This is a genomic window from Lysobacter silvisoli (genome assembly GCF_003382365.1).
GTDB classification, from domain to species: Bacteria; Pseudomonadota; Gammaproteobacteria; order Xanthomonadales; family Xanthomonadaceae; genus Lysobacter; species Lysobacter silvisoli.
The window spans coordinates 369,499-382,794 of the sequence record NZ_QTSU01000003.1 but is presented as its reverse complement, the minus strand read 5'-3'; the positions used below and the strand labels follow the sequence as shown (position 1 = coordinate 382,794).

Genomic DNA, 13,296 nt, shown 5'->3' with positions numbered 1-13,296 from the left:
AACCCAGAGCGTCTAGCGTTCTCGCCCGAAGAGCCCTGGATCCCCGCCTTCGCGGGGATGACGGATCAGGGCTTTCGGAGGATCCCAGGGTTCAGCGTGTCGTACCGGTCACTTGGCTCCGGCCGTGCTGGCGACGGGCTGGCCCGGCACCGGCGCGGGCGCGCCCATGGCGATGGTCTTGGGCGACACCGGCATGCCGGGGAAGAAGATCTTCTGCACGCCGTGCACGATCACCTTGTCGTTCGCCGCCAGGCCCGACTGGACCACGCGCAGACCGTCGATCATGCGGCCCAGGACCACGTCCTTGCGCACCGCCTCGCCCTTGCCGCCGAGCACGTAGACGTACTTGCGGTCCTGGTCGGTCAGCACGGCCTTGTCGTCGATCAGCATGGCCTTGAAGTCGCCGCTGCCTTCCAGCTGCACGCGCGCGAACATGCCGGGGATGAACTGGCGGTCCGGGTTGGGCAGCACCGCGCGGGCGCGGATGGTGCCGGTGGTCGGGTCGATCTGGTTGTCGGTGAAGTCGACCACGCCTTCGTGCGGGTAGCCGGTTTCGCTGGCCAGGCCCACGCGGACCGGGTTCTTGCTGTCGGCACGCTCGCCCTTGCGGGCCAGTTCGTTGTAGCGCGACTGGGTCTGCTCATCGCTTTCGAAGTAGACGTACATCGGATCCTGCGAGACCAGGGTGGTCAGCAGGGTCGAGTCCGCCGAGGCCAGGTTGCCCACGGTGACCAGGGCGCGGCCGGCGCGGCCGCTGATCGGCGCGCGCACTTCGGTGAAGGTCAGATCCAGCTGGGCCGATGCCACCGCGGCTTCGGCCGCGCGCACGGCGGCGTTGCCCTGGGTGGCCGCGGCGCGGCGGGTTTCGAACTCTTCGCGCGAGATCGCCTTGGCTTCGACCAGGGTCTGCGCGCGCGCGTCCTGGGTCTGGGCCAGGCGCGCTTCGGCGCGGGCGCGCTCCAGCTGGGCCTGAGCCTGGGCCAGTTCGGCGCGGTAGCGGCGCTGGTCGATCACGAACAGGAGGTCGCCTTTCTTGACCTCCTGGCCTTCCTGATAGACGACGCGTTCTACGTAGCCGCTCACGCGCGGACGCAGTTCGACCGATTCCACCGCCGCGACGCGGCCGGTGAATTCGTCCCACTGGCGCACCTGCTTGCTCAGCACCTGGGCGACGCTGACCTCCGGCGGCGGCGGCATGGCGCCGGCCTCGGGGGTGGCCGCCTGGCTGCCGCAGCCGGCGATGGTCAGGGCGATGAGTACGCTCGCCGACAGCGCGAGCAGGGGGAGCCCGGGGCCGGCGCGACCGGAGCGGGCGAGGACTTTACGAGGGCTCATTGGGGGGAGGGTTCCTGGTTGGTTTTGGTAGCGGTGATCGCGTGCAGCAGCGCGCGGGCGTCCTGCAGACAGCGTTGCGTTTTGGGGTCGGCCGGGCTATCCGAATTCGAGCCTGCGCTCGCGGCGTTCGGGTCCGGGACGGGTTCGGGTGCAACGGTCGCTGGCGCCGGTGTCTGGGTCGCTGGCTGCGGCTGGGCCCGCGCGGACGGCGCGGGCCTTGCGGGTTCGCGGTCGATGTCGTCGGACAGGTCGGCCGCATAAGGGGGCAGCGAGAGGGGGCCCGGCGCGCGCGCATACGTCACGATGGCGCGCGGCGGCTCGCTGCGAAGTTCGGCCTGCTCGATCAGGGCCACCGCGCGCTGTCCGATCGACAGCGCGGTGGGCCATTCCGGGCAGGCATGGCAGTCGTTGAATTCGGTGCGCACCGGCACGTCGACGGCGAGCAGCTGCACCCGCACCGACATCTGCCGGGCCTCGTCGTGCAGCACGCGCGCCAGCATGCGCAGCGCGGCGGCGCCGATCGAGCGGTGGCCGTAACCGGCCCAGGGGTGCTCGCTGCCGGGGCCGCCGATCAGCACGTAGCTGCCGCCGCGGTCGCCTTCGGCCAGCAGCGGCAGCAGGTGGCGGGCCGCGGCCAGGTGCGGCAGCAGGTCTTCGTCGAGCTTGCGGCGCAGGAACGCGGCCGGGTGATCGAGCAGGCGGCCGCGCTCGTTGCTGCCGCACACCGCCGCGACCACGCCGCCCAGCGGGCGGGCGAGCTTGCGCAGCGCGCGCGCGAGCTTGGCGCCTTCGGCGTCGCTGGCCACCGAACCGGCCACGGTGGTCAGGTCGGCGCCCGGGTAGGCGGCCTGCAGGGCCTTGAGCTCGCGGTTGCCACGGGCCACGGCCACCACCGGCCAGCCGGCCTTGAGCGCGGCGCGGACCACGCCGCGGCCGATGCCGCCGGTGGCGCCCAGGATCACCAGGGGGGATTTCATTGTCCCGCTCCCGGGATTTTTTCTCCCATCAGCGGGATTATTTCATTTCGGGTGTAGTGCCTCAGCACCGCGCTCACCGCCGGCAACACCAGCATGGCGGTGGGCAGGGCCACGGTGAAGGCCAGGATCCAGGCCAGCATCCAGGCCTCTTCCGCGCCCTGGGCCAGGCCCTGGCGGAACACGATGGCGGCCAGCGCGATCAAGGCTGACATCGCTATCATCATCAGCGGCAGGTAGGCGAGGCGGGCTTGGCGCGCGGTCAACATGGCGGCAGGGGGTGGGGGGAGGATGTGGCACAGACTAGGCCGCCGAACGGCACTTGATTAGCCGTTGATTCAGGGAATAATTGTCCCGAAATAGGGCCAATGCCCGGCTCGGCCTTCCCGCCAGCCCCGAGACGGCCCCCCTCGCCCCTCTTTTTAGGCCCCTACTTTTCGGAGAGTCCCCCATGGCTCGCGATCTCAACGACACCCTGATCTTCGTCAAGGTGGTCGAACACGGCAGTTTCATTTCCGCGGCGCGCGCGCTGCGGCTCCCCAAGACCACGGTCAGCCGCAAGGTGCAGGACCTGGAAACCCGGCTGGGCGCGCAGTTGCTCCACCGCACCACGCGCAAGCTGGGCCTGACCGAAGCCGGCAACATCTACTTCGAGCATTGCCAGCGCATCGCCCGCGAACTGGACGAGGCCGAAAGCGCGGTCGGCCAGCTGCAGGGCGGTCCGCGCGGCTGGCTGCGCTTCACCGCGCCGTATTCGGTCGGCATCACCTGGATCGCGCCGCTGCTGGGCGAGTTCCATGCGCGCCATCCCGAGGTGCGGCTGGAGATGCTGCTGTCCAACGAACCCTTGGACATCATCGACAAGGAAATCGACGTCGCCCTGCGCGTGGGCGATCTGCCCGACTCCAACCTGATCGCACGGCGCCTGTCGGTGTTCCGCACCCAGGTCTACGCCAGCCCCAACTACCTGGAGCGCCACGGCGAGCCGCTGCACCCGGACGACCTGCAGCACCACCGCACCCTGGCCATGCAGAAGTCGCGCCGCAACGGCACCTATGTGTGGACGCTCAGCGACGGCGAACGCAGCATCGACTACCGCGTGGACCCGGTGCTGGTGGCCAACGACCCCGGCGCGCTCAAGGGCGCGCTGCTGTGCGGCGAGGGCCTGATGCTGGCCAGCGACGTGACGGTCAAGGCCTATGCCGAGCAAGGCTACGTGCAGCGCGTGCTGGCCGGCTGGACCGGCCCGGAAATGGACTTCAACGCGGTGTTCCCGCGCGGCCAGGTGCAGTCGCCCAAGGTGCGGGCGTTCGTGGACTTCCTGGTCGAGCGGCTGAACTTCGACGCCGATTACATGCAGGTGCTGTGCCCGGACCGGCAGCGTTTCCGCAAGGCTTCGGAAGAGGCGTCGGCGGCGATCGCGGCGGAGTTGGCCAAGGTGGCCAAGCAGCGGCCGGCCAAGGCGATGCCGGAGGTGGAAGTGGAGGCCTTGGTGGCTGGGGCGCAGCATCGGGACAGTCCGGATCCGGAGCTGGTCTGAACCTGGCCCGCTCGGCTTTGGGGTAGGAGCGGCGTGAGCCGCGACCACGAATCCACAACCACGACGAACGCTGCGCCCACCCCTGTAGGAGCTGCGCAAGCTGCGACCGCGAATCCGCAGCTACGCCGAAGCTCTCGGTCGGCGTGGGGTCTGCCCTGGCGCCTTGGGGTAGGAGCGGCGTGAGCCGCGATCCGCTCCGAGCTCGCGAAGGTGTGTGGGTGTGTTGGTTGAAGCAACAGCAAAAGCTTCCGTCCGCAAGCGGCCGGGTCACTTTCTTTTGATAAGCGTCAAAAGAAAGTAACCAAAGAAAAACGCTGCCCCAGAGCTCCCGTGCGAGAGCGAAGTGGGCGCGGGGATTTTCCGATGGCACATCCTGTGCCAGCGAAAAACGGCGCACATCCTGTGCGCCGCCCCCCGCCTTCGCGGGGGCAGGCTCTCCGGGCCTGCTGTTGGGACGGAGAGTTCGGCGCCCGAGCGGGGATCAAGAGCATTCGCTGCGCTCACCCCCTCACCCTAGCCCTCTCCCGTAAACGGGAGAGGGGACTGATTCGACGCTGCTGCTTTAGCCCCTCTCCCGCTTGCGGGAGAGGGGTTGGGGTGAGGGCACGCGGGGCAGCAAACCGCCGCGCAACTACCGCAACCGCGCCGCCAGCCCGGACACCCGCATCGCGTGCCGCGACAAGGCCGCGCGCAGCACCGCCTCGCTCGCGCACAGGTGCAACTCACGCCGCGCCCGGGTCAGCGCGGTGTACACCAGCTCGCGCGACAGGCTGCGCACGTCCTGGCGCGGCAGCTGCAGCCACACCCGGTCGAACTCCGAGCCCTGCGCCTTGTGCACCGTCATCGCGAATGCGCCGGTGTGGGCCGGCAGCGCGGCGGGGAAGTAACCGCGCACGCCGTTGCCGCCGCCGGCGAACCAGGCGATCGGGCCTTCTTCGTCGCCGCCTTGCAGGCATACGCCGATATCGCCGTTGAACAGGCCGTGGCGGTAGCTGTTCTCGGTGATCAGCAACAGACGGCCATGGAAGTAGGCGGGCCGGTGCGCGCCGGCCAAGGCCTCTTCGATCCGCGCGTTCAACGGCGCCGCGCCCTGCGCGCCGTCGCGCAGCGCGGTCAGCAGGCGCACGCGCGTGGCCAAGGCCAAGGCCTGCGCGGGATCGTGCGCGTCGGCCAGGGCGCGCCAGTCGCGCAGCAGCGCGTCGCGGCCGGCGCCGGCCAGCGGATCCAGGCTGTCTTCATGGAAGACCACGCCGCGCAGGCCGCCCTCGCGCAGCAAGGCCAGCGCGGTGTCGGCGTCGCCTTCGCGCGCGGCCGCGGCCAGCGGCGCCAGATCCAGACTGTCGGCCTGGCGGTAGCCGCGCTGCAGCTGCACGCGGTGGCCGGCCAGCGGCGAGGCGTCGTCGCCGCGCACGGGCAGGCTGTCGCCCAGCAAGGGCCGCAGCGCATCGGCTACCGCGGACGGCTGCGCTTCGTCGTCGCCGGCGGCATCGACGATCGCCGCGAGCACGTCGCCGGCTTCCACCGACGGCAGCTGGTCGCGGTCGCCGAGCAGGATCAGGCGCGCGCCGTCCGCTACGGCTTCGGCCAGCTTGCACATCAGCGGCAGGTCCACCATCGAGGCCTCGTCGACCACGATGACGTCGAACGGCAGTGGTTCGCGTGCGTCGTGACGGAAGTAGGCGCGGTCGGGCACGGTGCCGAGCAGGCGGTGCAGGGTGCTGGCTTCCACCGGTAGCGCGTCGCACAGCGTCGGGTCGATGCCGGGCGTGGCGCGCAGCTGCGCCGCGGCCGCGCGCAGGCTTTCGGCCATGCGCTCGGCGGCGCGGCCGGTGGGCGCGGCCAGGGCGATGCGCGGCACGGCCGCACCGCACTGGCGCGCCTGCGCGATCAGCAGCAGCAACAGCCGCGCGACCGTGGTGGTCTTGCCGGTGCCGGGGCCGCCGGTGACCAGCAGCAGGCCGCGCGCCAGCGCCAGCGCGGCTGCGCGCGCCTGGCGGTCGCCGTCGCGGGCCTGCGGGAACAGACGCGCGAACACCGGCGCCAGCGCGGGCGCGTCGACGGCCGCCGGCGGTTGCACGGCCAGCGCGCGCAGCCGTTGCGCCAATCGGCGCTCGTACTCGCGGTAGCGGCGCAGGTACAGCAGGCCGCGTTCCAGCACCAGCGGCCGCTGCGGATCGGCGGCGGCTTCGTCCTGCGGCTGCGCGACCCAAGCCGAGGCGCGCAGCGCGGCCAGCCACTGCGCGGGCTCCACCAGCAGCCCCGTGTCTTCTTCGCCGGTCGCGGCCAGTTCGAACGCGGCGTGGCCGTCGGCGATCGCGCGCGAGGCCAGTGCGGCCCCGGCCAGCACCAGGTCCGGCGTGGCCGGCTCCAGGCGCCGCAGCGATTGCGCCAGCGCGTGGTCGACGCTGCGCAGGCGGCCGCGCCGCAGCAGGTTGTCGGTCAGGCTCATGCCGCGCCTCCGAACAAGGCGTCCATCGCCTCCACCAACGCGCGCGGCGGCGTGTTCGCATACAGCCCGCCGCCGTCCTCGCCGCCGCCGCGCATCGGATCCAGGCCGCGGCAGAACAGGTAGCGCACGCCGCCGAAGTGGCGCTCGTAGTCGTAATCGGCGCCCAGGCGGAAGCGCAGCCAGCGGTGCAGGGCCAGGGTATAGATCAGCGCCTGCAAGGTGTATTCGCTGTCGTCCATCGCCCGCGCGACCGTGGCCGGGTCGTAGGACGGCAGGCGGTTGGTCTTGTAGTCGAGCAGGTAGTAGCGCTGTTCATGGGTGTAGACCAGGTCGATCTTGCCGGTCATCAGGCCGTCCAGGCGGCGGCGCGCACCGAAGCTGCGGCGTTCGCGCAGGGTGCCGTGCGCGTGCAGCAGCGCCAGCAGTTCGGCGCTGGCGGCGTCGTTGAGGGCGAAATGGAATTCCATTTCCGGCCGTCGCGCCGACGGCGGCAGGTCGGCCAAGCGGGTGCCTTCGGGCAGGGCCGCGGTCAGGGTGGCGCCGACCAGGCGCGCCAGCGTGTCGTAGCCGCCGGTGTCGATGTCGGCGTCGGTGTAGCCCTGTTCGTGCAAGGCCTGGCGCAGCACCGGCGCCTCGCCCTCGGGCACCCACAGCAGGCGGCGCCAATCGCGCCAGGCGGCGAAGTCGCAGCGCTCCAACGCGGTGTGCACGGCATTGCCGAAACGGCTGCCGGCGAAGCGCAGTTCCATCACGTCCAGCACTTCGCCAGGCACCGGCACCGGCGCCGGTTCGGGCTCGTCCTGGGCGCCGCGCTCCTCCGACGCGCGCGCGCCGGCACCGTCCTCGCGGGTGAGCTGGGTGAAGCTGTGCACCCACCAGTCGCGCGACAGCGTGCGGCGCTGCGTGCGCGCCGGCGGCACCGCGGCGGCGCGCTCGGGCGGCAGCGGCGCGGGCCAGGCTTCGACCGGGCCGGCGTCGAGCGCGATCTCGCCCTCGGAAGCCGCCGCCAGCGCCGCCGGATCGTCCAGCATCGGCGCCAGCGGCGTGGCCGCGCTCAGGTACAGCGGGCCGCAGGCCAGCCACAGTGCGTGGCGCGCGCGGGTCAGGCCGACGTAGAGCAGGCGCGCGTCCTCGGCGGCTTCTTCCTGCTGCGCGCGGCGCAAGGCTTCGCTCCAGGCCGGCGCCTGCGGGTCCTGGTGCTCGCCTTCCAGCTGCAGCACGCGACCTTCGTCGTCGGGGTATTCGCGCAGCCGGCCCTCGCGCGGTTTGCGGCCGATAGCGGCGAACGGCAGGAACACCAGGCCGAATTCCAGGCCCTTGCTCTTGTGCAGGGTCAGGATCTGCACCCGGCGCGCGTCCGACTCCAGGCGCAGCTGCTGGGTCTCGTCGTTGTCGTCGGCCTCGGCGATGCGCGTGCGCAGCCAGTCGACCAGGCCGTGCAGGCCCAGCGCCTGCGCGTCGGCTTCTTGCAGCGCTTCGCCCAGTTGCAACAGGTTGGTCAGGCGGCGCTCGCCGTCGGCCAGCGCGAGCAGGCGCGGCGCCTGCTGCGCGCACAGCTCGGTCACCAGGGCCAGCGGGCCGTGGCGCTGCCAGCGTTCGCGCCATTCCAGCGCGCGCAGCTGGCAATCGCGCTGCCAGGCCGGGTCGGCGTCCATGCGCGCGATATCGGCCGCGTCCAGACCCAGGAACACGGTGGCCAGCGCGGCGCGCAGGCGCGCGTTGTCGCCGGGCTGCAGCAAGGATTCCAGCAGTGCGAGCAGTTCCTGCGCCTGTTCGCTGGCGTACACGCTCTGCCGGCCGGCGGCGACCGCGGGGATGCCGGCGGCGACCAGGGCGCGCTGGATGCGCGCGGCCTCGTCGTGGCTGCGCACCAGCACGGCGATGTCGCCGGCTTGCACGCGCCGTTCGCCGATCCGGGCGCGATCGTCGCGCGCGTCGCTGAGCCAGGCGTGGATCGCCGCGACGCAGGCGCGGGTGGCGGCCTCGCGCGATTCCGGCGAACCCCACTGCGCCTTGCCGCGGCCGTCGTCGGGCGGCGGCAGCTGGCGCAGGGTCAGCGCCGGTGCGATCCGGCCGTTGCGCAGCAGCGCGGTGTCGGCGACCGCGCCGCCGGGCTGTACGCGCAGGAAGCGGATGCGCGCATCGACGAAGGCGGCATCGCCGGCGCGGTCGTACAGCGACTGCACCGCGCGCAGCAGGCGCGGCCGCGAACGGAAGTTGCGCTCCAGCGCGGGCGCCGGTTCGGCGCGCCCGGCCGCGGCCAGGTAGGTGTGCACGTCGCCGCCGCGGAAGCCGTAGATGGCCTGCTTGGGATCGCCGATCAGGAACAGCATCGGCGAGGAACCCGCATCGTCCGCGGTCGGTCCGAACACGCGCTCGAAGATCGCCCACTGGCGCGCATCGGTGTCCTGGAACTCGTCCACCAGCGCCACCGCGTACTGCGCGCGCAGGCGCGCGGCCAGGGCGTGCGCATGCGGGCCTTCCAGCGCGCGCGCCACGCCGTCGATCAGATCGTCGTAGGTCTGCACGCGGCGCAGGCGCTTGAGTTCGGCCATGCGCGCGGCCGCCTGCTCGCGCACGCGATGGACCAGGGCCAGACTTTGCGCGGCCAGCCAGGCCTGGCGTTCGGCCAGCGCGTCCAGGTAGTCGGCGACCGCCGCGAACAGCGGCGAGGCCGGCGTGAGCGCCTGCTTGCCCTTGTTGGTTTTCGCCGCCAGCGCCTGCGGCGTGAGCCGGTCGATGCGCGGTTCGATCGGCGCGGTGGCGTCGCCCAGCGCGCACCAGCGCTGCAGCGCCTGGCGCAGTGCGCCGGGCAGTTCGGCGCGCCAGGTCTGGCCGTTGAGCACCTTGGCGTCCATCGCCGCTTGCAGGTCGGCGAAGGCCTGCGCGCCGTGACGGCCGCATTGCTCGGCCAGCGCTTGCGCGCGCTGCTGCAGCAGCGGCAGCGGATCGGGCGACGCAACCGGCGGCGCGGGACGCAGGCGTGGCGCACGCAACAGCGGCCCCAGGTCGGCGGCCAGCGCCGGCGGACCGGCCGGCCAACGCGCCTGCAGCAGTTCGGCGGTGGCGCTGTCGGTGCCCAGCGCGCGCCACAGGTCCACCGCCACTTCCTCGCGCAGCTCGCGATCGCTGCCGATCAGTTCCGGCGCCAGGAACGGCTGGCCGCTTTCCAGCGCGTGCTCGGCGAGCACGCGCGCGCAGAAGCCGTGGATGGTGACCACCGCGGCCAGGTCGATGTCGAGCGCGGCATCGCGCAGACGCGCGCGCAGCGAGTCGCGCGATTCTTCTTGCAGGCGGGCCTGGATCAACGCGCGCGTGGAAGCGCGTTCGCCGTCGTTGTCGACCGGTGCGTCTGGGTCGCCTTCGATCAGGTCCCGGGCCAGCACCATGCGTTTGCGCAAACGCTCGCGCAGTTCCTGGGTGGCCGCATCGGTGAACGTCACGGCCAGGATCTGGCTCATGCGCAGGCCGCGCTCGATCACCAGCCGCGCGACCAGGGTGGCCAGAGTGTAGGTCTTGCCGGTGCCGGCGCTGGCCTCGATCAGGCGCAAGCCCTGCAGCGGCACGCTCAGGTAGGCGTCGTCGACCGGCGCGGGCGGCGGCGGGGCGTCGAACAGGTCGCCGGTGTGCGGGCTCATTGCGCGTCCTCGTCGCTGCGGCCCAACACCACGGCGTCGAACACCAAGCTCGCGATCGCGCGGAATTCATCGCCGCGCTCGGCATCGGCGAAAGGATCGCGCCCGCGCAGCGCCAGGCGCGCGGCGCCGGCTTCGCCCTCGCCCCAGGCGTGGCTGCCGCCGTGCCAACGTTGCGCCGCCGCGTACCAGCCGTCGCGGCCTCCGGCCTGGGCGGCATACCAGTCCCAGCCGGCGCGCGGCAGGAACGGCAGCGGTTCGCGCAGACCGTGCGCGCGCAGGCGCAGCAGGCCGCGCAGCGCCGCCGCGGCTTGCGCGGGCGCGACCGGCGCGCGCAGGGCCGGGCCCACGTCGGCGCCGTCCTGGGCGAACTGCACCAGCGGCCTTGCGTCGGCCAGCGCCGACAGCACCAGCCAGTCCAGGCCGTGGGCGATCTGCGCCGGACCGTGCAGTGTGCCGAAGCGCAGCCGCGCCAGGCCGGCCGGATACAGCTCCTCGATGCGACCGTGCAGCACGGTCGCGCCCAGGTTCAGCTCGAACGCGCGCGACTGTGGCGCCTCGACCCCGCGCCAGCGCGCGAACGCATCGGCATAGGGCCGCACCTGCGCCAGCAAGGCATCGAGTTGGCGCCGCCCCAGCGCGCCGCTGGGCAGCAACGCCTGCGCGCGCAATCGCTGCTGCAGTTGCGCCGGTGCCGCGCCCGCGTCGGCGAGCAGCGCCTCGAACACGGCGGTCTGCAGTTGATGACGTTGCAGGCCGGCGCGCGGCAACAGCAACGGTTCGACATCGGCCTGCGCGCCCGCGCCGTCCTCGGCCTCGGGCAAACGCAGCTGCAGGCGCTGGCGCAGGAAGGCCTGCGGCGGATCGCGCAGGAACGCGCGCAGCTCGGCCAGGGCCAGGCGCTGCGGTTCCGGCGCGGGCGGCAAGGGCGCGTCCACCCAGGCGCCGATCTCGCGCCGCGGTTCGGCGCCGGCCTGCGCCGCCGGGCGCCATTGCTCGCGGTAGCTGTAGCGGCGCGGCTCGTCGCCGTCGCCGGGTTCATCGCCGGCGCCGAACGCGGCCGGCGCGAACGGCTGCAGCGGCTCGTGCACGATCAGGGCCGCGCGCGCGGCGTCGGCGTCGGCGTGGTAACGCGCGGCGGCGTCCAGCAGTTCGGCCACCAGCGGCGAAGGCGCGCGTTCGCTGCCGTCGCGCGGGTCGGCGCCCAGGTAGCTCAGGTACAGCACTTCGCCGGCGGCGGCGAACAGTTGCAGGAACAGGAAGCGGTCGTCTTCGCGCAACGAACGGTCGCCGGCGCGGCGCGCGCGCGTGCCCAGCTCGGCGGCTAGGCGGTTGAGGCCGCCGGCCGGATCGCGGCGCGGGTAGTCGCCGTCGTTCATGCCCAGCAGGCAGATCGCGCGGAACGGAATCAAGCGCATCGGCACCATGCGGCCGAAGCTGACGCCGCCGGTGAGCAGCGGCGCGCGGGTGTCGGCGTCGGTCAGCACCGCGCGGAAATGCGCGCGCACCACTTCGGCCGGCACCGGCGCGTCGAAGCCGGCCTGCTCGGCCTCGCGCGCGAACGCGTCCAGGGCGATGCGCAGGCGTTCCAGGGTGCGCTGGTCGGCGGACTCGCGCGGGCGCCGCGGCAGCAGTGCCTGCAACAGCGCCGACAGGCGCTCGCGCCATTGCGCGGGCGTCAGCGCCTCGGCCAGCGCGCGTTCGTAACGTGCGAGCACGCGCAGCAGACGCAGCAAGGCATCCAGCGCATCCAGCGCGCTGCCTTCCAGTTCGCTGTAGGGCGCGACGCCGGCGATGGGCTCGGCGTCGTCGCCGCCGGCATGGCCCAGCAGCAGCCGGTCCAGGGCGAAGCGCCAGGTGTAGGCGTCGTCGGCGGGCGCGTCGTGGCGCGCGCGGTGCCTGTCGTCCAGGCCCCAGCGCACGCCGGCCTCGTGCAGCCAGGCGTGCAGGCGCTCGATCGCCGGCGCGTCCAGGCCGGCGCCGTCGGCGATGGCGGGAGTGGCCAGCAGATCCAGCACTTCGCTCAGGCCGAAGCGCGAGATCGGCAACGCCAGCAGGCGCAGGAACACGTCGGCCAGCGGCTCGGCGGCGAGGGGGCTGACATCGGCCAGGGCATAGGGAATGTAGCCCGGCCGCCCGGCCAGCCCGCCGAACACCGCGGCGATGTGCGGCGCATAGGGATCGATGTCCGGCGCCAGCACCGCGATCTCGCGTGGCTGCAGCGGCGGATCGAAGCGCGGGTCTTCGAGCAGGCCGCGCAGCTGGTCGTGCAGCACCTGCACTTCGCGCAGGCGGGTGTGGCAGGCGTGCACCTGCAGGCTGGGATCGTCGCGCTCGACCTGCGCGCGCCACGGCGCGGCCGGCGCGGCGCGCCGGTGCAGCAGGTCGCGCTGCAGTCGGCGCAGCAGGCGGTCGCGCGCGGGCTCGTCGGCCGGATCGGCCTCGGGGTCGGCGTAGGCCTCGATCTCGCCGGAGGGGTGGACCACTTCGTAACCGCCGAGCACGGCGATGAAGTCGCCGCCGGCCGCGCCCCAGGCGCGCAGCAGCGGGTTGTCGTCGGCCTGCGGGTCGGCCTCGCCCGGGCGCCAGCGCCGCGCATGCGCGGCCACGTCGCCCCAGTACTTGCGCGTGGGCGTGGGCAGATAGAAATGCAGGGTGCCGGCGCGTGCCTGGGTGGCGATCACCCGCAGCACGTCGGGCGACACGTTGACCGTGGCGAAGGCGAACAGCCGCGGCGGCAGCCCCTGCGGCGGCGGCGTGTCGTCGCCGCCGTGGCGCGCCAGGTAATCCTCGATGCGCAGCGCGCGGTAGCGGCGGCCGCCGGCGACGCGGCGCCACAGCGCGGCCTGGGCGTCGTAGCGGTCCTGGCCGCGGTCCCAGGCGATCAGCCAGTCGCGGCGCCAGGCCTGGTACTTCTCGAACACCGCCGCCAGCTCGCCGGCCAACGACCAGGACTTGAGCGGATCGTCGCCGGCCAGGTAGCCGCGCAGCGGCGCCAGCGCCGGGTCGCGCAGCTGCGCCGGCTGCGAGAGCTCGGCGTAAAGACGCCAGCGCAGCGCGTCGGCGCCCACGTCGTCCTCGGCACCGGGCACGTTGGCGTCGAGCGCGCGCTGGACGAATTCGCCCGGGGTCAGGAATTCCAGGTTGGCGGCGATGCCGTAGGTCTGGGCCAGGCCGGCCTGCAGCCAGCGCCGCATCGCCACCTGCGGGATCAGCACCGTGTCCGGCGCCAGCGCCGCCTGCCCGGGCGCGGGCCGGCGCAACTCGTCGGCGAGCAGTCCGGCCAGCACGTCCAGGGCGTTGGAGTAGTAGAGGCGGAAGTCGGAACGGCCGGGCATCGCGACATCTTGCCGCACCCGGCGC

General features: G+C 73.0%; 7 protein-coding genes. 1 reads left to right on the top strand and 6 read right to left on the bottom strand.

What is annotated here, in order from left to right:
- Positions 1 to 108 precede the first annotated feature (108 nt).
- The 3 genes from DX914_RS16785 to DX914_RS16775 are packed head-to-tail and all read right to left on the bottom strand — an operon-like array spanning position 109 to position 2,578.
- On the bottom strand, positions 109 to 1,335 hold the full coding sequence (locus DX914_RS16785; protein WP_115860862.1) for an efflux RND transporter periplasmic adaptor subunit: 1,227 nt from the start codon (positions 1,333 to 1,335) through the stop codon (positions 109 to 111).
- Positions 1,332 to 2,312: an SDR family NAD(P)-dependent oxidoreductase gene (locus DX914_RS16780; RefSeq protein ID WP_115860860.1), complete on the bottom strand. Its 981-nt coding sequence runs from the start codon at positions 2,310 to 2,312 to the stop codon at positions 1,332 to 1,334. The genes DX914_RS16785 and DX914_RS16780 overlap by 4 nt, the downstream gene beginning before the upstream one ends.
- Entirely contained in the window at positions 2,309 to 2,578 is a 270-nt protein-coding gene (locus tag DX914_RS16775) for a DUF2798 domain-containing protein (protein ID WP_115860858.1), read from the bottom strand. The genes DX914_RS16780 and DX914_RS16775 overlap by 4 nt, the downstream gene beginning before the upstream one ends.
- A 182-nt stretch (positions 2,579 to 2,760) precedes the next feature.
- Here DX914_RS16775 and DX914_RS16770 point away from each other — a divergent pair, with 182 nt between their 5' ends.
- Positions 2,761 to 3,849, top strand: coding sequence for a LysR family transcriptional regulator (locus DX914_RS16770; RefSeq protein ID WP_115860856.1), 1,089 nt, complete (start codon positions 2,761 to 2,763; stop codon positions 3,847 to 3,849).
- A 631-nt stretch (positions 3,850 to 4,480) separates the two neighbouring features.
- Here DX914_RS16770 and recD read toward each other — a convergent pair.
- The 3 genes from recD to recC are packed head-to-tail and all read right to left on the bottom strand — an operon-like array spanning position 4,481 to position 13,271.
- Positions 4,481 to 6,298 (bottom strand): exodeoxyribonuclease V subunit alpha, encoded by a 1,818-nt coding sequence (gene recD, locus DX914_RS16765; protein WP_115860854.1) that lies wholly within the window; start codon positions 6,296 to 6,298, stop codon positions 4,481 to 4,483.
- Positions 6,295 to 9,936: an exodeoxyribonuclease V subunit beta gene (gene recB, locus DX914_RS16760; protein WP_115860852.1), complete on the bottom strand. Its 3,642-nt coding sequence runs from the start codon at positions 9,934 to 9,936 to the stop codon at positions 6,295 to 6,297. The genes recD and recB overlap by 4 nt, the downstream gene beginning before the upstream one ends.
- On the bottom strand, positions 9,933 to 13,271 hold the full coding sequence (gene recC, locus DX914_RS16755) for an exodeoxyribonuclease V subunit gamma (RefSeq protein ID WP_115860850.1): 3,339 nt from the start codon (positions 13,269 to 13,271) through the stop codon (positions 9,933 to 9,935). The genes recB and recC overlap by 4 nt, the downstream gene beginning before the upstream one ends.
- Between the last annotated feature and the right edge of the window lie 25 nt (positions 13,272 to 13,296).